This window comes from Bacillus sp. mrc49 (genome assembly GCF_002803435.1).
Map to the genome: position 1 here is coordinate 52,994 of NZ_PHNG01000688.1, position 24,494 is coordinate 77,487.

Below are 24,494 nucleotides of genomic sequence, written 5' to 3' on the forward strand. Positions count from 1 at the left end.
AGAGGCGGCAAAAGCCAACCTCTCAAGCTGTTGGGAAATCCGATAATGGGTTTCCTGCAGTTTTTTTCATTTGGTTAAAATCAGTTGAAAAGTGATTTGATAGCGTCTATTAAACTGCTGAAAACTTCTTTCAGTTTATCCAAAAATGTTTGACCCTCTTCGGATTCAAGAAAATGGGATAGCTTATCTTTTGCTGCTGTTAACTGATCACCGACCGCGTTCCAATCAATGTTCAATTCTTTTAGCTTGTTGAATAGGTCAATAAGACTTTGAATTTGGGCATCATTCAAGGATATTCCAAGTTCTTTCGCCGAAGATTCAACCACATCGCGCACTTCTTCGGTATTGGCTGGCGGATTTTCAGCCATATTTTCTTTAATTTTCGTTACCAGTGCAGATGCTTCCTCTGTACCGATTTCATCCCCCAATTTAGCCGTTTTCACCATTTCTTCATTGGCGGCCTGCTTCACGTCTTCCGGAATCTTCTTATCGGAAGACAGCTCATATGCTTTAATGACACCTGTCAAAGCTGCTGTACCGGAAACGGGAATCGGCGCCGTTACATAAACGGTAGCATCTTTCACTCCAGCAGTGGCCAAGGCATTAATGTACATTTCATCGGTGACCCAGTTAATATTTTTCGACTCGAGTTTGAGGCCAGTGCCCTTTTCCTCCAATGTAATGGCGGAAGAGGAAATCGCCTTTATACCGATTAACCGGCTGGCGATATAATCTCCTAGATATTCATGTTCCTCCGCATTCGTAACGGTTAGAACCTCTACATCTTTGGGGGCTTTCATTTCCGACAAAATCATATTCTTTTGTTCATTTGACAAGTTTTCTCCAAGAGTGACGATCATTTCACCGACAGCTGCATCTGCAAAAGCCTTATATGGCAATAATAGACAAAGCAATATGGTCAAAATGACCCATTTATTCATTTTTTTCATCGTAATCCTCCTTAACATTTTCCTGCTGAATTCAAATCTTCATGTAAAGGGATGCGCTTTATATGAAGATTCATAGTAATGGACGAAACAAAGGACAAAAAAGATACATATTTTCATAAAAAAATATTCTCTAGCCAAAAGCCTGCCAATGAATTCTCAAGACGCGGCGGTAGGTTTTGTCCCCAGCATGCCCGATATGAACGAAGAGCACTTTATCAATGTAGTAAAATCGAAGCAAGATTGCAAGGGATATTTGTCAGATTGTGTTAAGTTATAGTAAAATGAATTCGGTATTCGAAAATTTGTACCGTTCATAAAAGGAGTATGGGATGACGAAACGGAATAGGACTCTTTTACTTATGATGCTTGCAACCGCTTTAATTTGGGGGATCGTTTATTGGCTATTTATCGTGTAGTACATAGCACAAGGCATATCCATAAATCAAGTGCTGAAAGTGATGTTGAAACGAACGAGGTTTTTATGTATGATGGAAATGTTATAAATTCAAAGCGAATCAGGTAGATAATAAAAACGTTATTTAGTAACGAGGGATATTATGTTGATTAAGTATAAGAAAAGCTATGAGAAGTTTGCCATGGGATTATTATCTTTCATGCCAAATGAAAAAGAGATAAAAGTGCTCCGGAATACCATGAAGAATTATGAAACAGCTGAAAATCTACAGCTGTTCTTATGGAAAGATGAAGAGATTACAGGTTTGATCGGAATAGAAATTTCTCAACACCACATTGAGATACAACATATATCTGTAAATCCATCTTTTCGGCAGCAAGGAATCGGTAAAACGATGGTCAGGGCTATTAAGGAGCAATATCCTGACAAGGAATTAAAGGCAAACGAATTTACGGAGAGCTTTCTTGACCGGTGTGAAGAGGTCTGAATGGGAAAGTGAGAATGGAGGGCCGCCTTTAAGGGCGGTCCTCCGTTTTTGATTGTCGCAGGGATAGTTGCCGGGCCCTTTCAGAAATGACATCCGAACGATCACGGAGCAGATGCTTATTGATTAAAGCTGCATTACCCATATCGCTTTTCCTGCACCATATGTATCCTTCCTTCACGCACATGGACTGGCATATCTCGATCAACCGAAGATCGGCAATCGGAAGGCTGATGCTTTCATATGGGCTTCCGGATAGCATCCGTTCATGGATAGCGCCGAGCATCTTCAACAGCTTTTCGGGATCAAGTCCCAAGGTGAGGAGCTCAGGCTTCTTAGCATGGAGATTTGCGATCGCTTTTGCCATTGTCCGAGCTGCCCCTTTTTTATTTCCCCTTCGATCATGGTACAGGGCAACGGCTATTTGGATGAGGCCGACCCAATGGGAGTCACGCTCTTTTGGGGCGGTTTCCTTCCAATATTCCTCGAGAATTTCATGACATTCGAAGTAATCCCTTGAACCGTGGAAATGGACCAGGAAAGAAACGTAGTCTTCCGCGTAATTCATTAGGAGCCCCCCTTTTATTTGATGAATCACATAAGGACATGATGCCAGTTTCAAAGCATAACAATCTCGAAGTATCTGTCTAAGTGTAGCATAGAATTTTTTCTTGGAAAATAAAGAAAGCCGATTGCTAAGCAATCAGCTTGATTCATCAGCCTTCCATTAACACCAAGAAGCACCGACGATAACTAACAAAATGAACAATACTACGATAAACGCGAATCCGCCGCCGTTTCCGAAACCACCTGCACCCATAATGAGTACCTCCTTTGTGTTCTGCTATTCTTACATTTCTAGGTTATGTTGGTTTTAAGAAAGTGATTGGGCATAGACCCAATTGTTTCAAATCCGTTTAAGAACTTTCTAAGTACCAAAATTATTATTATTGGATAAAGGCCGGCAATCCACTATACTTGAATAGTAAAAGAAAATAGCCTGATCTAGGCCAATTAGATTTAAATGGGGTAATTTAATGGGTTATAATATAAAAATTGATGCGTTCGAAGGTCCGATGGATTTACTCCTGCACTTGATTAATCGCCTGGAAATTGATATCTATGATATTCCGATGGCGGATATTACAGATCAATACCTAGGTTATATCCATACGATGCAGCATCTTGAATTGGATGTCGCCAGCGAATACTTGGTAATGGCTGCAACGCTGCTTGCCATCAAGAGTAAAATGCTGCTGCCAAAGCATGAAGATGAACAGTTGATCGATGAAGATGGGGAACTATTTGAAGAAGATCCACGGGATGAGCTTGTGGAGAAACTATTAGAATATAAAAAGTATAAACATGCCGCAGAAGAGTTCAAAGAGCTGGAGGAAGAACGCAGCTTGATGTTCACGAAGCCTCCAAGTGATTTATCGGTATATGCCAAGGAGGCTGAAGGCGATAAACAGGAATTGAATATAAGTCTATATGATATGCTGGGAGCCCTGCAAAAACTGCTCCGACGGCAAAAGATACAAAAGCCGCTTTACACGAAAGTGACAAAACAAGAGATATCGATAGAAAAGCGGATGGATGAAATCATGTTGGAGCTACAATCGATCAAAGGGAAGAAGAGCTTTTTCGAACTGTTCCCCGTTCCGGTTAAAGAACATATCGTCATCACCTTTATGGCGGTGCTGGAACTGATGAAGCTGAATGAAATCATCGTTGAACAGGAAGATAATTTTTCCGAAATCATGATTGGGGCTAAGGAAGGTGTAGAGACAGTTGGAAGTTATTAATTGGAAAGGGATTCTTGAGGCATTGCTGTTTGCTGCTGGAGATGAAGGACTCTCCGTCAAACAGATTGCTTCTGTTCTCGATATAACGGAATTTCAAGCAACGGACATCGTTGAAGGGTTGAAGGAAGAATATGTAGCGGATGTACGCGGGATCCAGGTAATCGAAATCGCAGGTGTTTATCAAATGACGACAAAAAAGGAACACTCGGATTATTTGAAGAAACTAGTAGAAACATCAAGCACCCAAGGCTTATCACAGGCAGCTTTGGAAACACTCGCGATCGTTGCCTATAAACAGCCGATCACAAGGGCGGAAATCGATGAAATTCGCGGTGTGAAAACGGATCGTCCGATCCATACACTGGTCACGAAAGTCTTGATTAAAGAGGTCGGCCGTGCGGAAGGGTCGGGCAGGGCTTATTTGTATGGTACGACAAAGGAATTTTTGGATTACTTCGGGCTCAATTCCATTGATGAGCTGCCGTCTCTTGCCGATCCATCCGATGAAAGCTTTGAAAATGGTGAAGCGGATTTATTTTTTGAAAAATTTCAGCAAACAATCGAATAACATTTTCCCTTAAATTGTGATAATATAGAAAAAAATGAATGCGGGGGGATTGCAGGTGAGGATTGTTGCATGCAATGGATTTAGGCTTGAAAAGGAAAAGTCGAATTCGCCTGAGGAATTTTTTAATCGATCCGTTATACAATACATAAAGGATGGAGAAGAAAAGGCATTGAATGTACTTTATCTCCGTTATTTTGACGAGATGGTCACGCAATGGACGCCCTATCATGCCAATCCCGTATTCCAAACCCCAAAAAGAGAGATTTTCATGGCTGATCTCATCGCCCTGGTCTGCTTACTCAGAGACCAAAGCTTGGTGAACCGAAAACGGATGTATATAAATTCAGAAAAAGAGTTAGCTGGTTACTTCGAAAATATCGATTTTCAAAAATTGGAGAAAGTGTTTATATCGATTGACCAAGCTAAACCATATGATATAGAAACACCTGTTGATTATTATATTCAATCTTAAACATTTTGAGGAGGGTTCACGGTTGGGGAATACATTGGTAAAATCTCAGCTTGAGGATGTAAAAAGCTTTTTAGAAGTGACAGTGGCTCAGCTAGAGGAATTTATGAATGAGACGACCTATTCTAAGCTGCAAGAGGAAAAAAGCGGCGATGAAACGTACTATAAAGGGGTCCTTTCTAGTTTAAGAAGAATGCTTGTCAGTTGTGAAGAGGGCTTGGAAGCCTGCCAAATCGTCCTGAAAAATGAAAACTTCAATAAGGCTGCAGCCGAAAAAACGCTTTATCGAGTCTATCATCAATGTATCGAAGAATACTTTTCCCCAAAATCAGATCGCTGGTTCGAGGACAGCAGATCGGCTTACACAGGAAAGAATTCGATAAAATTCCACAAAACCGTACCGGACAGCATCATATCGATCCTGAAGGCCTTAGAGGGCGGTTTCCAGTCGATGCGTGAAGAGTTGGAGTTTTATGAAACGGATTACCGCACGAAAATGTTACAGTCATGATAAAAAACAGCAAGGCTTACAGCCCTTGCTGTTTTTTTTATTCATAAAATGGAATCTCCGCCTAATCGAAACATAAAATACGTTGATGATTTATGTGCAATAAGGCTACAAGGAGGCGCAAAGATGTCTGAAGTAAGAGAGTATGCCAAAGAGGTAAGTGATTGGATTGATGAAATCATGGAATACCTCGAAAAAATCGATATCACGGATTCTTCATTGCTATCAAATATTGAAAGGCTTTCCCAGTGGACCAAGGATTTGGATGAGGAAGAAATGGATTATGAGCATATGGTCGAGATTGAAGAAGAAATGTCACGCGTTTATGCAGAAGTTGAACAAATCGCTTTGGAATTCAGGAGCAAGGAAAGGCAATCCGTCCCTATCGGGCAGCATACACTCCCGCCATTGCCTTATCCCTATGAAGCGTTAGAACCGACGATTTCGAGGGAAATCATGAGGCTGCATCATGATAAGCATCATCAATCCTATGTTGACGGTTTGAATAAAGCGGAGCTGATGATGGAAAAAGCGAGGGAAACGAAAGATTATGCCTTGCTGAAGCATTGGGAAAAGGAAGCAGCCTTTCATGGGTCGGGTCATTATCTCCATACATTATTTTGGGAAGAGATGATTCCAGGAGGAGGCGGGCAGCCAAAGGGGGACTTACTTAAACAGATAGAGAAGGATTTTGGAAGCTTTGCGGCCTTTAAAAGCCATTTTAGTGAAGCGGCCAAACAGGTTGAAGGTGTCGGCTGGGCAATTTTAGTCTGGGCGCCCCGGGCGCGGAGGCTTGAAATTCTACAATCGGAGCTGCATATGGTCCTGACGCAATGGGATACGGTTCCAATCCTAGTTCTTGATGTGTGGGAACATGCCTATTACCTCCAATATAAAAATGATCGAGCGAGCTATGTGGATAAATGGTGGGATGTGGTGAACTGGCCGCAAACGGCGGTAAGGTTCTCCGAGGCGAAGAAGCTTATCTGGAAAAAACAATAGCGGAAACAGCATGAAGGAAGCTGGAGTCAGCAAATGAAGGAGCCGGGCCGCGATGGTTCGGTTTTTTTGCTTGGGTATTTTCGAATCATTTGTGGGGAAAATGGGAAGGGTATAAAAGAATGACCTGGCCGGTTCATATGATTGGTGGGTCTATTGATTCTCATTTGGGAAAGGATATTAGTTTGAAAAGGAGGCAGTGGCAACTTTCAAAATAATGAGTTTGAGTTTCGATATTACCTTGAGATAGTATTGGGAATGTAGAAAATGAGCCTGTTTTATGTACACTGGGTAAATAAACTCAATAAATGTATATCAATATATAAACTGTGACTAATTTGTGAACATGAAAATTATTAAGGGATATTTATTGACTAATTTCTATTTAATAATTATTATAAATAGGAGCAGATAAAAAAAAGCCATTGGAGGAATTCAATATGTCATTGATTAACAAACAAGTTGAAGATTTTAAAGTACAAGCTTACCATGCAGGAGAATTCAAAGAGGTTACACTTGAAGATGTTAAAGGGAAATGGGCTGTATTCTTTTTCTACCCAGCTGACTTCTCATTCGTATGTCCAACAGAATTAGCTGACCTTCAAGATAACTATGAAACATTCAAGGAAATCGGCTGTGAAGTATACTCCGTTTCCACAGATACTCATTTCAGCCATAAAGGGTGGGCTGATGCTACAGATACAATCGGTAAAATCCAATACCCAATGTTAGCTGACCCAGCAAACGTATTATCCCGTCAATTCGGTGTATTGATTGAAGAAGACGGTCTGGCACTGCGCGGGACTTTCATCGTCAACCCAGAAGGACAAATCAAAGCATACGAAATCAATGACCTAGGAATCGGCCGTAATGCAGAAGAGCTTGTAAGAAAAGTGCAGGCTGCACAATTCGTAGCTGAACATGGAGATAAAGTTTGCCCTGCTAAATGGACTCCAGGTGAAGATACATTAGAACCGAGCTTAGACCTAGTAGGAAAACTTTAATTTTTAACGGGACGAACCAGCATTAAAGCAAAAGGCACTTACCTAAAATAAGTGCCTTTTGTTTTTCAATATAATCGGATTGACGCGAAATTAATTTACAGCAAGGAGCACAAAAATGAAAAACATATATGATTTATTGATTATTGGCGGCGGACCTGCAGGCCTCTCAGCTGGCGTTTATGCAGGGAGAGCCAAATTGAAGACCATCATCCTTGAAAAAGGGACTGGGGGCGGACAAGCTGCAACAACATCGGAAATAGCCAATTATCCTGGTATCCGCCATATTTCCGGCCCGAGGTTAGTGGAAGAAATGAAGCTTCAAAATGAAGACTTTGGCGTGGAAATCGCAAAAGCCGACGTTACGGGCGTCGATTTCTCCGGTGAAGTAAAAGTCGTTAAAACCCTTGGCGGAGACTACCAAGCACGCGCGATCATCATCGCAACAGGTGCTTCACCGAGAACACTTGGATTTCCGGGTGAAGAGGAATTTACAGGACGCGGCGTAGCTTATTGCTCAACGTGTGATGGTGAATTCTTTGATGGGCTGGAAGTTTTCGTTATCGGTGCTGGCTATGCAGCTGCCGAAGAGGCCATCTTCCTGACTCGCTTTGCTACGAAAGTTACCATAATTGCCCGGGAATCAAGCTTTACATGTGCCCCGTCGATCGTGGATAAAGTAATGGCAAATGATAAGATTGAAGTGAAATTCAATACGGAAATCCTTGGCGTTTATGGAGACGGGATGATTCAGAGTGCCCGCTTCATCAATAATAAGACCAAAGTGGAATTTGAATATATGGCGAAAGAAGAAGATAATACATTCGGAGTATTCGTATTCATAGGGTATGAGCCGAAAACGGAAATCTTCCGCGGTCATATCGAAATGGACCATGCAGGTTACATTCTTACGGACGATGATATGAAGACGAATGTGAATGGGGTATATGCGGCTGGTGACTTAAGGCCAAAATCCCTGCGCCAGATAATCACGGCCGTATCTGACGGTGCGATTGCGGCAACGGATGCGGGCAAGTACATTGCCGAGGAAAAAGATCGCTTAGGCATCAAGGATGAGCCTCAGGTGGAAAAACCGGCGAAGAAGGAACAAGCTGCCGTCCCGGCTGGGAAGAGCGCATTATTGAGTGATGCATTGCGCGGCCAATTGAAAGGAATCTTCGGCAAGATGGAGAGCGACGTCACATTGGTATCCATCGTGGATGAAAGTTTGCCAAAGTCAGTGGAATTGCGTGACTTCTTGCTGGATGTTGCCGAGTTAAGTGACAAGCTTCATCTTGAGTTGTATTCGAAGGGCGAGAATAAGGAAATCGAGGAAAAAATCAATGCTGATAAATTCCCTGTCGTTTCCCTCCTGAATGCGAGCGGTGAATACAGCGGTGTCAAATACCACGGTGTACCAGGCGGGCACGAGTTGAATTCGTTCATCTTGGCCATCTATAACTTAGCTGGTCCTGGTCAGGCTTTGGATTCAACCGTACTGAATTCCATTAAGGGAATCAGTAAAAAAGCGAACATTAAGGTTATGGTTTCCTTGGCGTGTCATTATTGTCCGGATGTTGTAGTCGGTGCACAGCGCATTGCGATCGAAAACCCTAATGTTGAAGCGGAAATGGTCGATATCAATAACTTCCAGGAAATTAAAAAGAAATATAAAGTCATGAGCGTTCCGGCTATGATCATCAATGATGAAGAAGTCGTATTCGGTGCCAAGAAAATCGATGAAATTGCTGCATTATTAGTATAATAGAACAATAATTCGATAGAGGCTCCTATCGTTCAGTTCGTAGATAAAAGGGGGGCGGAATGATAAATTCCGTCCTCCTTTTGAAATTTTCTTTGAATGTTCGCCTGAATTTTAAAGATCAGGGCTCTACGAGTCCTCTTTGTTAGGCCAGTTTTGGACCTTGCCATGTCCTAAAGCAGTCCAACGCATACCATAGTCTGAAACGATGGGGGGCCCCTATCGTTTTTTTGTATGCCTGTTTGTTGAAAAGAAGTTATACATCCACTTTCGGTTCTTTTTAATCATAACACTTGTCCCCCTGCATAAACTTGTACAAAAACAAGTAAAGAGACGAGGGGGCACTCATGCGTTTTCCATATAAAGGGTTATCGAGTTTATGTATCGTCATTCTCCTGTTGTCTTTCATGGCACCTGTACAAAGCGCGAAAGCAAATGTAGCCGTCAGCGCCCATAGTGCGATCCTTATGGATGAGGAAAGCGGGAGGGTCATTTATGAAGTGAATGCACATGAGAAGAATCGCATAGCAAGCATCACAAAAATCATGACGGCGATCCTCGCCATCGAATCCGGTGAAATGGATGAAAAAGTAAAGGTAAGCAGCAATGCCTTCGGGACGGAGGGTTCTTCCCTTTATTTAAAAGAAGGAGAAAAGATCAAGCTTGAAGATTTGGTTTATGGGCTGATGCTGCGTTCAGGAAATGATGCAGCCGTTGCAATCAGTGAAAAAGTTGGCGGGAGCCTGGATGGGTTCGTCTGGATGATGAATCAAAAGGCGGAAGAAATTGGCATGAAAAATACACACTTTTCAAATCCACATGGACTTGATAATACGAAAAACCATTATTCGACTGCTTATGACATGGCCATATTGACTCGTTATGCCATGCGAAATGACACGTATGCAAAGATTGCCGGTACGAAGGTGCATAGGGCCCCCAATTCAACTGAACAATGGGATTATGTATGGAAGAACAAGAACCGCCTTCTTACACAATTATATGAGTTTTGCACAGGCGGGAAAACCGGCTATACGAAACTGGCAAAACGCACCTTGGTCACGACGGCAACAAAAAATGGTCATGACCTGATTGCGGTGACATTGAATGGACCCGATGATTGGAATGATCATATTCAAATGTATGAATCCGCTTTTAAGGAGTACAAGCGGACGGAAATCTTGCCGCAAGGCCCGGTAAAGGACTTGAAAAATAAAACGTATAAAGGGCATGTGTACATTAAGAACGATTTCACGTACCCACTGACGAAGGAAGAAAGCGACCTGATCAAGGTAAAAATGAAATTGCTGAAGCCGAAGAAGGCTTGGGAGGACAAACGGAAAATTCCGGAAGTGGTCGGCAGGGCTTCCATTTATCTTGATGGAAAGAAAATAGGTACGCGCTCGATTTTTTACGGGGAATCAGAAGAGAGCTTCAAGCAGCAATCATTCCAATCATCTTGGGTTGAGATGTTCGAAGCGGTGTTGGGAATCGAACGGAATGGTTAATTATATCTGGGGTGGAATGTTCGTCATAGGGATTATATTTGGCATGATCAATGGGACGATGGATCAGGTGAATGAAGCCCTTTTTGTCAGCGCAAAGGAAGCGGTCACCCTCTGTTTGGGCCTGATGAGCATACTTGTTTTTTGGCTGGGTTTGATGAAGATTGCAGAGGAATCGGGACTGCTTGATAAGCTATCCACCTTGTTCAAGCCATTCATGCGATGGTTATTTCCTGAAGTCCCGCCCAATCATCCTGCCATGGGGTATATCCTCTCGAATATGATGGCCAATACATTCGGTCTAGGGAATGCCGCTACTCCCCTTGGGATAAAAGCCATGGAGCAGCTGAAAAAATTAAATGGGGGTAAAGCGACCGTCAGCCGGTCGATGGTTACTTTTTTGGCGATCAATACATCAAGCGTAACGTTGATTCCAACGACAGTCATCGCAATCCGCATGAATTACGATTCCCATTCACCAACCGACATCGTTTTTCCGACGATAATAGCCACTGCCATTTCTGCCATCGGAGGAATTGCGATCGATCGATATTTCTATTACAGGAGAAAAAAGAACGGGAGGGAATAGAATGTTGCATTGGATGACCACCATTTCGATTTGGATGATACCGCTTTTGATTCTCTCCGTATTGCTGTACGGTACATTGAAAAGGGTCCCGACCTATGAAACCTTCGTCGAGGGGGGGAAAGAAGGAATTAACATGTCCTTTTCCCTCATTCCTTACCTGGTAGGAATGTTAGTGGCAATTTCGGTGTTTAGGGCATCTGGTGCCTTGGATTACTTTGTCCAATTAGTAAACCCCTTGCTTGCGCTTTTGCATTTTCCGTCAGAGGTGTTACCTCTTGCGATAATCAGGCCCATATCGGGTACGGCTGCATTGGGCATGACCAGTGACCTGATTTCGGTTTATGGGCCGGATTCATTTGTTGGCCGCCTAGCAGCCACCATTCAGGGAAGCACAGACACCACCTTCTATGTATTGACCGTTTACTTTGGAGCTGTCGGCATCAAAAAAATGGGCGATGCCCTGAAGGTCGGGCTCTTGGCGGATTTAATCGGAATCATAGCCGCCGTCATCGTCGTTACACTCGTTTTCGGAATGAATTAAAGATCAAGGAAATGGGCGCCCCATTTCTTTTTTTTTGTCTTTTTTCGGATAGATGATCCCTAGTGCGGGCCTATTTTTTTATGAGTTTAAACACCACTCAAAAAGGAATATTTTTTTGTATGGAAAAAAAAGCTATGTTACACTCATTATGGAAACCAACCCATTTAACTGTTCCATTATTGGTGCAATATGAAAAGAAAAGTTCATTATCGCGAAAAACCTTTTGTTTTTGTCTCTCCATATGTAATAATTGTATGATTGTGTATTTGTAGACAATGACAAACCAATGATTAAACTATGAGGTGAAGATAGATGGAACGATTACAAAAGGTGATAGCACATGCTGGACTGGCTTCCCGCCGTAAAGCAGAAGAGTTGATTTTGGAAGGTAAGGTAAAAGTGAACGGCAAATTAGTGAAGGAATTGGGTGTGAAGGTGGGGCCCAACGATAAGGTCGAGGTCAATGAAGTCCCGCTTGAAAAAGAAGCTCCTGTTTATTTCCTCTTCTATAAACCGCGCGGCGTCATCTCGGCCGTTTCGGATGATAAGAATAGAAAGGTCGTAACGGACTATTTCCCTTACATCAATGAAAGGATTTATCCGGTTGGCCGGTTGGATTACGATACTTCGGGTTTGCTTGTATTGACCAATGATGGAGAATTTGCAAACACATTAATGCATCCCAAGCATGAAGTGGATAAAGTGTATGTGGCAAAAGTGAAGGGGATGCCACTTCGTGAGAGCTTGAAAAAGCTAGAAAAAGGCATCAAGCTCGAAGATGGCAAGACAGCTCCAGCGAAGACCAGGGTATTGTCTACCGACAAGAAAAAGGAAACGGCCATCGTTGAAATCACGATACATGAAGGCAGGAACAGACAGGTGCGCCGCATGTTCGAAGCGATTGGCCATCCCGTGATTAAATTGAAGCGGGAACAATACGGATTTTTGACCTTGGACGGCTTAACCGCTGGAGATTCCCGGGAGTTGACTCCGCATGAGGTCAAATTGATGCGTACCATGGCATCGACAGACCCTAAACAAAGAAGGATGTAAGCAAGAATTAGGTTGAAACCACTACCCCATTTTTCCCTGTGAAGAAGGGGTGGTGGAAAACAACCTGTAAATACCTTTTCTTTCATCCTACGGTAATGAATGTCACAAAACCTTCGGAAATGCAAAAAAATGACATGGTGTTAAATGGTATAATGGTAGGGTTAAATTTAGTGTTGCCTTAGGAGGATTTCTATGGAAAAAAAGAAGCGACGCTTAATAAGCAGAACCATCATTCTTCTGTTGTTAGGTGCAGCTTTAGTGTTTGCCCTTTATACGAACTTCACTAAAGATAAGAATGAAAGTCTTAGAAAAGGATCAGATGCCCCCAATTTCGTTTTGACCGATATGGAAGGCAAAGAACATAAACTGTCCGATTATAAAGGGAAAGGTGTTTTCCTGAATTTTTGGGGTACATATTGTAAGCCGTGTGAATATGAAATGCCGTATATGGAGCATCAATATCAAAACTATAAAGACCAGGGTGTGGAGGTATTGGCGGTCAACGTCGGGGAATCCGATTATGCTGTCGATAATTTCATCACAAAGCATGATCTTACTTTTCCGGTCATGATCGATCAAGGCAGGGAAGTGGAAAATGCTTATCGCGTGGATATTTTACCCGTTACTTTTTTGATTGATAAAGAGGGACAAGTGATAGATATCATTACCGGAGCTTTGACAGAAGAGAGCATCCAAAAGCATATGGAGAGAATCAAACCATAATACTGGGGAGTTTTTGACATGAAACAAGTAAAATGCGATTGTGGTCATGTAAATCCGTTTGGCACGGAGATTTGTGGAAAGTGCGGCATGGTGCTTGGCAGTGAAAAAGAAAATAAGCTTATCGATATGCGCTATGAAGGAAGTGCGAGGCGTTCGCAAACCTACAAGAAAACGATCATTGATAAAATATGGAACTTTTTTTCATCCGTCAAGGTGGGGGTGTCGCTCATCGTCATTGCCTTGATCGCTTCAGCCATCGGAACGATTTTACCGCAGGAAATGTATATTCCTTCAACTGCTACGCCGGCAGAGCATTATGAACTGGAATACGGCTGGTTCGGAAAGCTGTATTATGAACTTGGATTTCATAATTTGTATAGTTCATGGTGGTATTTGCTCATAATCGGCATGCTTGGCATATCACTGCTGGTTGCCAGTATCGATCGTTTCTTTCCTTTATATCGTTCATTAAAAAAACAAGGGGTCACCCGGCATGACGGGTTCATGAAGCGACAGAGGATATATGGGGTAACAAAGCTTGATGATCAGGATATCGATCTGGATAAAGTAAAGGCTGAACTGAAAAGGCAGCGTTATCATATTCGTGAGGAGAACGGTCATATACTTGCCGAAAAGAACAGGTTTTCACGGTGGGGGCCCTATGTTAATCATATCGGACTTATCATTTTTTTAATGGGTGCCTTACTGCGTTCTGTCCCGGGCATGTATATCGATAAAGTCGTTTGGCTCAGGGAAGGAGAGAGAAAAGAGATTCCCGGCACGAATGGCGAATACTATCTCCAGAATAACGAATTCACCTTAGAGGTATATGACAAAGGCAACAAAGAGGACGAGCAATACAGCGCCGCCATCGATAAAACGGGTACGATAGCCAAAACCTATCAATCCGATGTTACGCTCTATGGACGTAAGGGAGATGCTTTACCAGGGGAGAACGTCGGCCTTGAAAAGATTAAAGATTATAAAATCAAAGTCAATGAACCTCTGAAACATGATCATTACGCCCTCTATCAAGTAGATTATAAGCTGGATGAGCTCAGTACGATGTCTTTTAATTTGATCAACAAAAAAACGGAAGAGAAATTTGGCAGTGTGAAGATCGATTTGAATGATCCGCAAAAGAAATACGAGTTGAATGAGGGCTATTCCGTAGATCTGATCAGTTACTTCCCTGATTTCGAGTTTGATGAAAAAGGCGAACCGAGGACGATATCGAAGATTCCGAATAATCCAGCATTTATCTTTAAAATGCATACACCGGATAAGCCTGAGGGGGAAGTCAGTTTCGTGGCGATTAAAGAGACTGCCGAGCCATTAGGTGAAAACACGTATAAAATGGCTTTCAACGGTGTGGAAACACAAGATGTCACGGCCTTGACCGTTCGGAAGGATTTAACGCTCTGGATTCTTTTCACTGGGGGAATCATCTTCATGGTGGGTGTGGTCCAAGGCTCGTATTGGAATCACCGTCGTATATGGATCAAAAGGAAACAGGATGAGATAGTAATGGCCGGCCATACGAACAAAAACTGGCATGGCATTAAAAGAGATATCAAAAAAGCGATAGAATCGACATCTCTTTCTGAACCAACAGATCAACTTGAAGAGGAGAAATCTTCTACTAAGGGGGAAGTTTTAAATGGCTGAAATGAGCAGTAACTTTTTATATGCAGCTTTCATACTATACTTACTCGCCACTTTCTTGTTTGGGGGGGCGATAAAGGATAAACGGGGAGCGGAGGAAAAGAAACAAAATAAATGGGCTATGCTTGCCATTTCCGTCACCATTCTTGGTTTCGCTGCGCAAATTGGCTATTTCATCACTCGATGGATTGCTGCAGGCCACGCCCCTGTAAGTAATCTGTTCGAATTCACGACCTTTTTCGGAATGATGCTGGTCGGTGCATTCATATTAATTTACTTCCTTTATAAAACACCCGCACTTGGATTATTCGCTTTACCGATTGCGTTATTGATCATTGCCTATGCCAGTATGTTCCCTACGGAAATATCACCGCTCATCCCTGCGTTGCAGAGTGATTGGCTTCATATACATGTAACGACTGCGGCGGCGGGACAGTCGATACTTGCGATCAGTTTCGTGGCAGCCATCATCTATTTAGTTAAATTCGTCGATCAAACACATGCCAGTAAAAGAACGTTCTGGCTTGAGGTCATCATGTTCACGTTAGTCAGCACCATCGGTTTTGTCATCATCACTTCTACCTTTGCAGCAACGGATTACAAAGCGAATTTCGATTGGATCGATAAAAAGGGTGCAGCGGACAAGCAGGAATTCAACCTGCCTGCGTTAGTGGGTCCCCATGAAGGGAAACTGATCGAGCAGGATCGGCTTGAGCCGCTTGTAAGCATGCCGGCGATCATCAATGCCAAAAAACTGAATACAGTCATTTGGTCTACAGGAGCCGGGATCGTTCTTTACGGTCTTATAAGATTGATAACTCGCAGAAGGGTAGCGGCCTTGATAAAGCCAATCGTTAAAAATGTGAATTTGAGCCTGTTGGACGAGATCAGTTACCGTTCGGTCCTTATCGGTTTTCCAATCTTTACACTCGGTGCCCTCGTTTTTGCCATGATATGGGCACAAGTGGCATGGACAAGGTTCTGGGGTTGGGATCCAAAAGAAGTCTGGGCACTTATAACCTGGTTGTTTTATGCAGCATTCTTGCATCTGCGCATGTCAAAAGGATGGCAAGGGGAAAAATCAGCTTGGCTTGCCGTCATTGGTTTCGCCATCATGATATTCAATTTGATATTCGTTAATCTGGTAATTGCCGGTTTGCATTCATACGCATGATTCTGTATTGTAATATGTAGCTGAAGGGGATCTTTTGATAGAAATTCGAGAAGATGGATGATCGAATTTTCTAGAGAATGATCCCTTTTTCTATAGCGCCCAATAAAAAAGGATAACGCGGTGAAGTGCATGACCATTTCTCGAAGCATGCATGCAGCCGATTAATGTGACAAAATGGTGAAATGTCCGTGGTAGTGATGCGGAATCGCCGTTTTATCATACTTTGGATGGAAATAATATTAGGCATCGAAGTATTCATTTTGTAGAATATAGGATAGGAGGCTGATTACATATGAATAATGCGATTAAAATTCTCGTGGTGGATGATGAGGAAAGAATTCGCCGATTATTAAAGATGTATTTGGAAAGAGAGGAATACATAATCGATGAAGCGGAAAATGGTGATGTAGCATTAATGAAAGCCCTCGAAAATGACTATGATTTGATTTTATTGGATATCATGATGCCCGGTAAGGATGGAATCGAAGTTTGCCGAGAGCTGAGGGAGAAGAAGACGACGCCGATCATCATGCTGACGGCTAAAGGGGAAGAAGTGAACCGGGTACAAGGGTTCGAAGTGGGGACCGATGATTATATCGTGAAACCGTTCAGTCCCCGTGAAGTCGTGTTAAGGGTCAAAGCTTTATTGCGCCGTTCTTCAAGCACGAGTTACGTTCAGACGGAAACGACGGCAAAAGATGTGATCGTTTTTTCCCATTTAACCATAGATAATGATGCCCATAGGGTGCTTGCCGATGACAAAGAGGTTTCTTTAACTCCTAAGGAATATGAATTACTATATTTCCTGGCCAAATCCCCTGATAAAGTTTTCGATCGGGAGCAGTTGTTAAAAGAAGTGTGGCACTATGAATTCTTTGGAGATCTTCGAACTGTAGACACACACGTAAAACGCTTACGTGAAAAACTAAACCGAATATCGGAAAATGCAGCCAAGATGATTGTTACGGTTTGGGGTGTCGGTTACAAGTTCGAAGTCATTAATGACTGATGCTATGGGGCAGTGTTGTAGGGAAGCTGTGGGCGACGATCCTATTACTTGTGTCATTTGTATTGATCGTTTTGACCGTCCTGCTCGTCGAATTCTTTGAGAATTTCCAAATTGAAAATATCGAGAACGACTTGACGAAAACGGCTGAACAAATCATCAAGGTGACAAATGATCATCAAGGGTCTCATGCGGATGTTTTGCAAATAGCTTCGGAGCTGATAGGAAATGAAACGAAAATGATCATTTTGAACGATGATAAAATGGTGTTCTCATCCATTGGTGACAACGAGGTTGAAATAACGCCGCAATCCATCAAGGCGGACTCCGAATTGCTTAAAGTTTTTACGGAAAGGAAGACCGTGAAAAAGGAAATGGCGCTATCCGACGATAAGGATCAGGAATTATCCGCAATCGTTGTAGGCGTGCCGCTGGAGTTGAATGGCGAGCAGGACGAAGTATTCCTATTTCAATCGTTGGAGTCCATGGAAGAAACGACAAAATCGACGACACAGTTCATTTTATTGGCCGCCGGAATCGCCATTATTTTGACGACGTTTTTTGCCTTCTTTTTATCTACCAGAATAAATGCTCCATTGGTGAAGATGAGGGAAGCTGCACTGGCCATCGCACGAGGGAAATTTGATACAAAGGTTCCGATCCTGACACAAGATGAAATCGGCGAGCTGGCGATAGCGTTCAATCAGATGAGAAAGCAGCTGAAATTCAACATGAATGCGCTCAGCCAGGAAAAGGAGCACCTTTCAAGCATTCTAAGCAGTATGGCAGATGGGGTCATCACCTTCAATAAAGATGGTACGATCCTTGAGACCAATCCGCCAGCCGAAAGGTTCTTGCAATCCTGGTACTTCGAGAAGGGCTATAATCGGGAAGATAATGTGAATGTCCCGTTGGTGCTGATGAACTTGTTTGATGAATCCGAGTCTCTGGATAAGGAACAGGTCGGGGAAATTACGTTGCAGGGCCGTGACTGGGGCTTGATTGTGAGTCCCCTATATACCAATCCCGACAATATCCGGGGTGCTGTGGCCATCATCCGGGATATGAGTGATGAAAGGCGGATGGATAAACTAAGAACAGATTTCATTGCAAATGTTTCCCATGAGCTGAGAACGCCGATTTCCATGTTGCAAGGATATAGTGAAGCGATCGTTGATGACATAGCCAGCAGCGAAGAGGAAAAGATGGAAATGGCCCGCATCATTTATGATGAGTCCTTGAGGATGGGACGTTTAGTCAATGATTTACTCGACTTGGCTAAATTGGAATCGGGAAAAATGAATCTTAGCTACGAGCGTGTGCCCATTTCCTCTTACTTGAAAAGGATTACCAGCAAGTTTTCCGTGCTGGCCAAGGAGAAGGGAATCTCCATATCCACGAACCTCCAAGACAGTGATATTGAATGGCACTTCGATCCGGATCGTATTGAACAAGTCTTGACGAACTTGATCGATAATGCGATCCGCCATACTCCTTCAGGAGGTAACATTGATGTCATTCAAAGGACCAGTGATCGAAGAGGGCTGGTCATAGATGTTAGGGATTCCGGATCGGGTATTCCAGAAGAGGATTTGCCCTTCGTATTCGAAAGATTTTACAAAGCGGATAAAGCAAGGACCCGCGGCCGGTCAGGTACGGGATTGGGATTGGCAATCGCAAAAAATATCATCAATGCCCATGATGGTTACATTTCGGTGAACAGTTTACCGGATAAAGGGACAACATTCAGTTTTATCCTGCCTCGAATCATGGAAAATACTGAATGATTAACGGAGAGTTTGCCAGAAAATCTTGTTTCATGAGAAACGGTGAAAAACAAAGGCATGTGGACGAAATTCCAACTTGCCTTTGTTTTTTTTCTCAAGCGTAATCCAAGAAAAAATGCCGGATATGTGGAAATTGGTTCAACGTTATAATAAGAATGAAGCGGGTTTATGTAACTTTTCATTCAAGTTTGACGACTATATTTATGAACGGATGTGGGGAAATGATGGATTCCGTTTTCCACGATCTTTATGAAAAATATCATCATGAAATCTATCAATTCATTTATTATATGACTAAAAATCGAGAAACGGCCGAGGATCTTGTACAGGAGGTCTATATCCGGATCATGAAGGCGTATGAACGATTCGAAGGTAAAAGCAGTGAAAAAACCTGGATGTATTCCATCGCAAGAAATGTGACGATCGATCATTTCCGTAAGCAAAAAGGATGGAAGGATAAAATTTTTGCCAACTTTGATTGGGATCGGCAATCGATTGAGGATACCCAGCCGATTCCTGAAGAAGTGGCAATCTTGAATGATGATATCCAAGCCCTTTATCAATGCTTGAACCGATGCACGACAAATCAAAGGTCCGTCATCATTCTTCGCTATATACAGGGAATGTCGATAACGGAAACCGCTGAGATATTGAACTGGAGTGAAGGTAAGGTAAAAACGACCCAGCACCGTGCCATCAAGGTGATCAAAAAGCTGATGGAAGATCTATCAGGGAAGGAGGCGCGCGGCATTGAGAAAATCCCGTTGGAACGAAAAAGAAATTGAAGACATGCTACGCGAGCTTCCAAAAATGAAGGATGACAGAACCAAGGCAGAAGTAATGGCGGGGATATATGATAAAAAGAAAAAGAAACGCTCATTACATCTATTGGCTGGCGTTGCTTCCCTATTCCTGATGATTGTTGTGGCGTCAGCATTGATGACTGGAAAAGATGGGGGAGTGGGTCCGGAAAAAAGTGACGGCAGCCGGAAGTTATCAGTTACTGAAAGTAAGGAATCAGCAGATTATGGAGCTAAATCGAAAGAAAGCAGCTCGGGAGATATCCAGGAAAACCAAACGCTTTCGGGCAACCATGCAGAAATGGAAGCCAAAGATGAGGAATTGGATATTGAACCTTTTAATGGAAGTCAGGAAAAAACGTTTACACATGCGATTTACGAGAATGACCTGAAAAATGTCTCGGTCATTACGCTGGGCATTCCTGATGATCAAATGAATATCATCGTCCCTGTTTCCTTCAAGTTTAGATCCTTTGACGAATCGGATACACTGAACCGGATGGTCAAGCAAATGTCCAAGGTCGATGAAGAGCGATATGGTTTATCTGACTATTTTCCGCTTGATGTAACGATTAGTGAAGGCAGCGATAGGACGACTGCTCACATTGAGTTTCGAGAAGGTAGTCCACTATTGGATGAGGATGATCTTTTTCTCTCTTCCATGGCAGAGAGCCTTTCCTATAATAATATAACGAAGATGACTTTTGCTACAGATGGTAAGCAAGGGGCGAAGTTTTTGCATGCAGGTTTCTTAAAGAAGCTTGATATACCCGAACATAAACGGCGAACTTACCACCTTTACCAAAAAAATCAATCCTCTCCAAAGCTGCTCGTCCCAAGCACTGTCCAATATCAGGAGTTTTCCGCAGCGCTGCAAGCCGGGAAAAGGCAGTCCGAATTAAAAGGAATATCACCTGCCATCCCAAAAGACCTGGAATGGGAACGAATTAAGTCTAAAGGGAGTCATGTGACCATTCATTTAGCAGAAAATATGATTATGGAAAATAGTGAGCGGAATCTTCAAGCCATAGAAGCGATTCTTTTCATCGCAAAGGATTTTGGCTATGAAACAGTGAAGTTCGAAAATGCTTCGATCGAAAAAGTGGGGCATCTGGATTTAACAGGCGAGATAACAGTGCCGAGGGCACCTAACCAAATGAATTAAGACGAAGGCTATTTTCTATCAGAAAAAAAGCAAAAGCGCCCATGTTGCAGGCACTTTTGCTTTTTTTATAAGGCTATGCGGGCCATAAAGGTGATTTCTTTCGTTTCCATCAAGACTTGTTTGAGGTTATCCTCGAGCGGGGCATCAAAGCTTAATACCATGATGGCCTCCCCTCCAGCTTCTTTACGGCCTACCTGCATCGTGGCGATGTTCACCTCATGATCTCCTAGGATCTTCCCTACGTTTCCGATTACTCCAGGTTTATCTGTATGCTGGATATACAGTAAATGTGGTTCTGGATGAAAGTCGATTTTGAAACCATTCAAATTCACGATCCGTGAACCGTAATTTTCGATATACGTACCGCTGATCGTTAATTCCCGGTTATCGCCCTTGACCTTCAGGCTGATCAAGTTCGCATATCCTAAGGGGTCCGTGGAGATTTTTTCCCCGACTGTGATGCCGCGCTCTTTTGCAACCAGCAGGGCATTCACCTCATTGACTGATGCGTCAACCCTAGATTTGAAGAAACCTGAAATTAAACTTTTTGTCAGGATCGCTGTATCGAAGTCGAGTGAGTCTCCTGCGTAGGTTACCGAGATTTCTTGAATTCCTTCTTTCATGCACTGTGAAGCAATCGATCCCATTTGCTGGACGAGTTGATAGAAGGGCTGGACCCTCTCAAACACTTCTTTGGAAATGGCTGGCAGGTTGATGGAACTTGAGACTGGATTTCCCTCGAAATAGGTCAATACTTCCTGTGCGACCTGTACGGCCACATTCAATTGGGCTTCTTTCGTGGATGCACCCAGATGAGGCGTGGCAATGACACTATCAAGTTCGAGCAGTTTATGGCCAAGGGGGGGCTCTTCGACGAAAACATCCAGCGCAGCGCCGGCTACATGACCTTTAACGATCATTTCGTATAAATCATCTTCGTCGAGAATTCCGCCGCGGGCACAATTCAGGACATAAACGCCTTTTTTACAAGTGTTCAATTTTTCTTTATTGATTAACCCCCTCGTTTCAGCGGTTAGTGGAGTATGTACAGTAAGGATATCTGCTTTAGGAAGCAATTCATCCAAGGGCAAGGATGTTACGGACACTTTCTTGGCACGATCAGCGGTCAGGAATGGGTCATATACAATGACATCCATGCCAAACACTTTAGCGCGCTTGGCAATTTCACCTCCAATACGCCCAAATCCAACAATGCCCAATGTTTTGCCTCGGAGTTCCGTACCTGTATAGGAAGAACGCTTCCACTCCCCATTCTTCAGTGAGGCGTTTGCCTGAGGAATGTGGCGCATAAGTGAAGCCATCATGGCAAAAGTATGTTCAGCTGTAGAAATGGTATTGCCGTCAGGCGCATTAACCACTAAGATTCCGCGCTTCGTTGCAGCGGGGATGTCAATGTTATCCACGCCTACACCTGCGCGGGCGATGATTTTTAAATTCGGCATCTTGTTCATTAAATCTACCGAGACCTGCGTTGCGCTTCTTACAAGGATAGCATCAATCTGTTCTAGTTCGTTTGCTGCTTCCTCTACCGTCTTTTGAATGAGAAGAATATTGGATGCCCCTGATAGCGGACCGAGTCCTTCTTGTTGAATAGCATCTGCTACTAAAATTCGATACATGACTACACACCTTCCTAGTGGATAATTATCTTAAATTTCAGTTAATTTTACAATTTAACGATGGAGGATGTCAATTTGGGATTATTAATTGTGTTAGCACTTAGGTTGGCAGCTTACGTACGCCGTATGATCGGTTTTAACATAGAAAGCTATAAAAGCATATAGAATTGCATTCATTAATTTTGGATGCCCCGCTAAAGGGAGTGCTTGCAATGGAAATCAACGATCAACTTGCAAAACAACTCCTCACTGCTGAAATCGGTTCGAATGAATTTTTGCTGGAACCTAAAGAAATTCAAGGAGTCATCAGGTGAGGAAGAAGGCAGGTATATGAGCCCTTAGTCATTTCCCCTTTAAAGTAATAAACGTGGGTAGCAAATTAAGTAAATTGGGTTGAATCGAATGAAAAAGCGGATGAAATCAGGAATTTATTTCTTGCATTTTTTCAATTACATGTTAAACTCAAGTAAATTAGGTGGAATTAAAACGGTAGGTTATGGGCAGGGAAACTTTGCAGGAAAAATGAGTTTTCAAGGGGTTGGTGACAAACACATAAAATCCCCCATACGCATAAAATACCGATGTAAAGCCACTTAATCCTTTCGGAAACGGAAGGAAACAAAAAATTTTATAGGTCTATCTTCGGGGCGGGGTGCAATTCCCCACCGGCGGTGATGAAGAAAAAGCTTCTTCTAAGCCCGCGAGCCTTTCGGGGCAGGATTTGGTGCAATTCCAAAGCCGACAGTATAGTCTGGATGGGAGAAGATGGAGGTTCCTGATTGCGTTTCAACAATCATTTGCTGAACGTTTGTTTGATGTAACCTTTAATTAATCCCTTTAATTCAATCGGAATTAGAGGGTTTTTTATTGCACATCAGCATGTTGATGGAACCCAAACCTCTTTTTCAGGTAGATCGGAAAAGAAGGAGAGAGAACTATGAAAAAGAGCAAAGTGAAAAAAACGGTCACACTGGCCATGATGGGGAGCATTTCATATTTATTGATGCTTTTGAATTTCCCGTTTCCGGGATTCCCGTCATTTCTAAATGTTGATTTTAGTGATATTCCCGCATTGATGGCCGCCTTGATTTTTGGCCCGGTCGCTGGAATATTGGTTGAATTCATTAAAAACCTCTTGGATTTAATCATGACAGGTACGCTGACAGTTGTACCAATAGGGCACATCGCTAACTTTTTAGCGGGCATCCTGTTCGTTTTGCCGACTTACTATGTGTTCAAAAAACTCAATTCGAAAAAAGGAATGACGTTCGCATTGCTTGCGGGCACCATTTCCATGGCGGTAGTAATGAGTGTCCTGAACTATTTCGTTTTTTTACCGGCGTACACCTTCTTTATGGGATGGGATGCCATGTCGGCAACGGAATCAAGGAAGCTCGTAACGGCTGCAATCCTGCCTTTCAATGTGATCAAGGGCTTGCTTATCACCTCAGTATTCATGTTGCTGTTCATTAAATTGCAGACATGGATCAATAAGCAAACCATATATAAAAATGCTTAAGGGCATTGACGATAAAAAAACCGGATAGAGATATCCGGTTTCAGACTGTAGACAAACTCGATAAGAATCGAGTTTGTCTATTTTTATGAGTTATACAATGTGGCCGTTGGTTTCCTCTCCAGGCACTCGCTTTCCGCGGGCGGTCCGGGAGCCTCCTCGGCTTTCAGCCTCCAGTGTCTTCCGTGACTCGCATTTCCCGCAGGAGTCTCGTACCTTCCGTTCCAACCAACTTTGTTTTACCTTTTAGTTAGAACACTTTTGCCTAGAGTCATTTTTGTACTAAAATAGAAGGATTAAAACTTGAGGTGATGAGGATGCTTTCTAAACATGATTCTATTCTGCGAGGTCAACTTGAAATGATTACGT

General features: G+C 42.8%; 24 protein-coding genes and 1 riboswitch. Of the genes, 20 read left to right on the plus strand and 4 right to left on the minus strand.

Translation table 11 applies throughout. The features are described 5' to 3' along the window. Positions 1-80: 80 nt before the first annotated feature. Entirely contained in the window at positions 81-950 is an 870-nt protein-coding gene (locus CVN76_RS11545) for a DUF1002 domain-containing protein (RefSeq protein WP_232732185.1), read from the minus strand. A 557-nt stretch (positions 951-1,507) separates the two neighbouring features. Here CVN76_RS11545 and CVN76_RS11550 point away from each other — a divergent pair. After that, complete coding sequence (locus CVN76_RS11550) at positions 1,508-1,852, plus strand: GNAT family N-acetyltransferase (protein ID WP_100531360.1); 345 nt, start codon at positions 1,508-1,510, stop codon at positions 1,850-1,852. A gap of 28 nt (positions 1,853-1,880) precedes the next feature. Here CVN76_RS11550 and CVN76_RS11555 read toward each other — a convergent pair whose 3' ends face one another. After that, on the minus strand, positions 1,881-2,417 hold the full coding sequence (locus CVN76_RS11555) for a DUF309 domain-containing protein (protein WP_100531361.1): 537 nt from the start codon (positions 2,415-2,417) through the stop codon (positions 1,881-1,883). Positions 2,418-2,576: 159 nt separating this feature from the next. Next, positions 2,577-2,669, minus strand: coding sequence for a YjcZ family sporulation protein (locus CVN76_RS11560; protein ID WP_072273196.1), 93 nt, complete (start codon positions 2,667-2,669; stop codon positions 2,577-2,579). Positions 2,670-2,886: 217 nt separating this feature from the next. On the opposite strand from CVN76_RS11560, the gene CVN76_RS11565 reads away from it, so the two are divergent. The 18 genes from CVN76_RS11565 to CVN76_RS11650 all read left to right on the plus strand — a co-directional run bounded on the left by CVN76_RS11565 (position 2,887) and on the right by CVN76_RS11650 (position 20,969). After that, positions 2,887-3,654 (plus strand): segregation/condensation protein A, encoded by a 768-nt coding sequence (locus CVN76_RS11565; RefSeq protein ID WP_100531362.1) that lies wholly within the window; start codon positions 2,887-2,889, stop codon positions 3,652-3,654. Further along, a complete protein-coding gene (gene scpB, locus CVN76_RS11570) occupies positions 3,641-4,222 on the plus strand; it encodes an SMC-Scp complex subunit ScpB (RefSeq protein ID WP_061144335.1) in 582 nt (193 codons plus the stop codon). The genes CVN76_RS11565 and scpB overlap by 14 nt, the downstream gene beginning before the upstream one ends. Before the next feature lie 55 nt (positions 4,223-4,277). Next, positions 4,278-4,694: a hypothetical protein gene (locus CVN76_RS11575; RefSeq protein WP_100531363.1), complete on the plus strand. Its 417-nt coding sequence runs from the start codon at positions 4,278-4,280 to the stop codon at positions 4,692-4,694. Positions 4,695-4,716: 22 nt separating this feature from the next. Then, positions 4,717-5,202, plus strand: coding sequence for a YpuI family protein (locus CVN76_RS11580; RefSeq protein ID WP_100531364.1), 486 nt, complete (start codon positions 4,717-4,719; stop codon positions 5,200-5,202). Between the two features lie 123 nt (positions 5,203-5,325). After that, positions 5,326-6,201 (plus strand): superoxide dismutase, encoded by an 876-nt coding sequence (locus CVN76_RS11585; RefSeq protein ID WP_100531365.1) that lies wholly within the window; start codon positions 5,326-5,328, stop codon positions 6,199-6,201. Between the two features lie 437 nt (positions 6,202-6,638). Next, positions 6,639-7,202 (plus strand): alkyl hydroperoxide reductase subunit C, encoded by a 564-nt coding sequence (ahpC, locus tag CVN76_RS11590; RefSeq protein WP_061144331.1) that lies wholly within the window; start codon positions 6,639-6,641, stop codon positions 7,200-7,202. A 115-nt stretch (positions 7,203-7,317) separates the two neighbouring features. After that, positions 7,318-8,964, plus strand: a complete 1,647-nt coding sequence (locus tag CVN76_RS11595) for an FAD-dependent oxidoreductase (RefSeq protein ID WP_100531366.1) — start codon at positions 7,318-7,320, stop codon at positions 8,962-8,964. Between the two features lie 344 nt (positions 8,965-9,308). Further along, positions 9,309-10,469, plus strand: coding sequence for a D-alanyl-D-alanine carboxypeptidase family protein (locus CVN76_RS11600; protein WP_100531367.1), 1,161 nt, complete (start codon positions 9,309-9,311; stop codon positions 10,467-10,469). Next, a complete protein-coding gene (locus CVN76_RS11605; RefSeq protein WP_100531368.1) occupies positions 10,462-11,055 on the plus strand; it encodes a nucleoside recognition domain-containing protein in 594 nt (197 codons plus the stop codon). The genes CVN76_RS11600 and CVN76_RS11605 overlap by 8 nt, the downstream gene beginning before the upstream one ends. A gap of 1 nt (position 11,056) precedes the next feature. Next, positions 11,057-11,596, plus strand: a complete 540-nt coding sequence (locus CVN76_RS11610; RefSeq protein ID WP_198512542.1) for a spore maturation protein — start codon at positions 11,057-11,059, stop codon at positions 11,594-11,596. 312 nt (positions 11,597-11,908) lie between these two features. Beyond that, the gene (gene rluB, locus CVN76_RS11615) at positions 11,909-12,649 is read left to right on the plus strand and encodes a 23S rRNA pseudouridine(2605) synthase RluB (protein ID WP_100531369.1); all 741 of its coding nucleotides are present in this window, start codon (positions 11,909-11,911) and stop codon (positions 12,647-12,649) included. 192 nt (positions 12,650-12,841) lie between these two features. Next, positions 12,842-13,372 (plus strand): thiol-disulfide oxidoreductase ResA, encoded by a 531-nt coding sequence (resA, locus tag CVN76_RS11620; protein WP_061144326.1) that lies wholly within the window; start codon positions 12,842-12,844, stop codon positions 13,370-13,372. Between the two features lie 18 nt (positions 13,373-13,390). Continuing rightward, a complete protein-coding gene (gene resB, locus CVN76_RS11625; protein ID WP_100531370.1) occupies positions 13,391-15,040 on the plus strand; it encodes a cytochrome c biogenesis protein ResB in 1,650 nt (549 codons plus the stop codon). Next, positions 15,033-16,211, plus strand: coding sequence for a c-type cytochrome biogenesis protein CcsB (gene ccsB, locus CVN76_RS11630; protein WP_061144324.1), 1,179 nt, complete (start codon positions 15,033-15,035; stop codon positions 16,209-16,211). The genes resB and ccsB overlap by 8 nt, the downstream gene beginning before the upstream one ends. 292 nt (positions 16,212-16,503) lie before the next feature. Next, positions 16,504-17,220, plus strand: coding sequence for a response regulator (locus CVN76_RS11635; protein WP_100531371.1), 717 nt, complete (start codon positions 16,504-16,506; stop codon positions 17,218-17,220). Continuing rightward, positions 17,217-19,004 carry an ATP-binding protein gene (locus CVN76_RS11640; RefSeq protein WP_061144322.1) on the plus strand — a complete coding sequence of 596 codons (1,788 nt, stop codon included), beginning with the start codon at positions 17,217-17,219 and terminating at the stop codon, positions 19,002-19,004. The genes CVN76_RS11635 and CVN76_RS11640 overlap by 4 nt, the downstream gene beginning before the upstream one ends. Before the next feature lie 224 nt (positions 19,005-19,228). Continuing rightward, complete coding sequence (gene sigX / locus CVN76_RS11645; RefSeq protein ID WP_100531592.1) at positions 19,229-19,789, plus strand: RNA polymerase sigma factor SigX; 561 nt, start codon at positions 19,229-19,231, stop codon at positions 19,787-19,789. Next, the gene (locus CVN76_RS11650) at positions 19,755-20,969 is read left to right on the plus strand and encodes a hypothetical protein (RefSeq protein ID WP_100531372.1); all 1,215 of its coding nucleotides are present in this window, start codon (positions 19,755-19,757) and stop codon (positions 20,967-20,969) included. Before sigX ends, CVN76_RS11650 begins: the two co-directional genes overlap by 35 nt. A gap of 65 nt (positions 20,970-21,034) precedes the next feature. Here CVN76_RS11650 and serA read toward each other — a convergent pair whose 3' ends face one another. Continuing rightward, positions 21,035-22,609 carry a phosphoglycerate dehydrogenase gene (gene serA / locus CVN76_RS11655; protein ID WP_100531373.1) on the minus strand — a complete coding sequence of 525 codons (1,575 nt, stop codon included), beginning with the start codon at positions 22,607-22,609 and terminating at the stop codon, positions 21,035-21,037. A gap of 634 nt (positions 22,610-23,243) precedes the next feature. Beyond that, positions 23,244-23,380: riboswitch (FMN riboswitch) on the plus strand. A gap of 166 nt (positions 23,381-23,546) precedes the next feature. Between serA and CVN76_RS11660 the strand changes: the two genes are divergently transcribed. Next, a complete protein-coding gene (locus CVN76_RS11660) occupies positions 23,547-24,128 on the plus strand; it encodes an ECF transporter S component (protein ID WP_100531374.1) in 582 nt (193 codons plus the stop codon). Positions 24,129-24,494 lie beyond the last annotated feature (366 nt).

Excerpts from the sequence above, each read along its gene's own strand:
- CVN76_RS11545 (WP_232732185.1), bottom strand. The coding sequence starts at position 950 with ATGAAAAAAATGAATAAATGGGTCATTTTGACCATATTGCTTTGTCTA.
- CVN76_RS11550 (WP_100531360.1), top strand. The coding sequence starts at position 1,508 with ATGTTGATTAAGTATAAGAAAAGCTATGAGAAGTTTGCCATGGGATTA.
- CVN76_RS11555 (WP_100531361.1), bottom strand. The coding sequence starts at position 2,417 with ATGAATTACGCGGAAGACTACGTTTCTTTCCTGGTCCATTTCCACGGT.
- CVN76_RS11560 (WP_072273196.1), bottom strand. The coding sequence starts at position 2,669 with ATGGGTGCAGGTGGTTTCGGAAACGGCGGCGGATTCGCGTTTATCGTA.
- CVN76_RS11565 (WP_100531362.1), top strand. The coding sequence starts at position 2,887 with ATGGGTTATAATATAAAAATTGATGCGTTCGAAGGTCCGATGGATTTA.
- CVN76_RS11585 (WP_100531365.1), top strand. The coding sequence starts at position 5,326 with ATGTCTGAAGTAAGAGAGTATGCCAAAGAGGTAAGTGATTGGATTGAT.
- ahpC (WP_061144331.1), top strand. The coding sequence starts at position 6,639 with ATGTCATTGATTAACAAACAAGTTGAAGATTTTAAAGTACAAGCTTAC.
- CVN76_RS11595 (WP_100531366.1), top strand. The coding sequence starts at position 7,318 with ATGAAAAACATATATGATTTATTGATTATTGGCGGCGGACCTGCAGGC.
- CVN76_RS11600 (WP_100531367.1), top strand. The coding sequence starts at position 9,309 with ATGCGTTTTCCATATAAAGGGTTATCGAGTTTATGTATCGTCATTCTC.
- CVN76_RS11605 (WP_100531368.1), top strand. The coding sequence starts at position 10,462 with ATGGTTAATTATATCTGGGGTGGAATGTTCGTCATAGGGATTATATTT.
- CVN76_RS11610 (WP_198512542.1), top strand. The coding sequence starts at position 11,057 with ATGTTGCATTGGATGACCACCATTTCGATTTGGATGATACCGCTTTTG.
- rluB (WP_100531369.1), top strand. The coding sequence starts at position 11,909 with ATGGAACGATTACAAAAGGTGATAGCACATGCTGGACTGGCTTCCCGC.
- resA (WP_061144326.1), top strand. The coding sequence starts at position 12,842 with ATGGAAAAAAAGAAGCGACGCTTAATAAGCAGAACCATCATTCTTCTG.
- resB (WP_100531370.1), top strand. The coding sequence starts at position 13,391 with ATGAAACAAGTAAAATGCGATTGTGGTCATGTAAATCCGTTTGGCACG.
- ccsB (WP_061144324.1), top strand. The coding sequence starts at position 15,033 with ATGGCTGAAATGAGCAGTAACTTTTTATATGCAGCTTTCATACTATAC.
- CVN76_RS11635 (WP_100531371.1), top strand. The coding sequence starts at position 16,504 with ATGAATAATGCGATTAAAATTCTCGTGGTGGATGATGAGGAAAGAATT.
- sigX (WP_100531592.1), top strand. The coding sequence starts at position 19,229 with ATGGATTCCGTTTTCCACGATCTTTATGAAAAATATCATCATGAAATC.
- serA (WP_100531373.1), bottom strand. The coding sequence starts at position 22,609 with ATGTATCGAATTTTAGTAGCAGATGCTATTCAACAAGAAGGACTCGGT.
- CVN76_RS11660 (WP_100531374.1), top strand. The coding sequence starts at position 23,547 with ATGAAAAAGAGCAAAGTGAAAAAAACGGTCACACTGGCCATGATGGGG.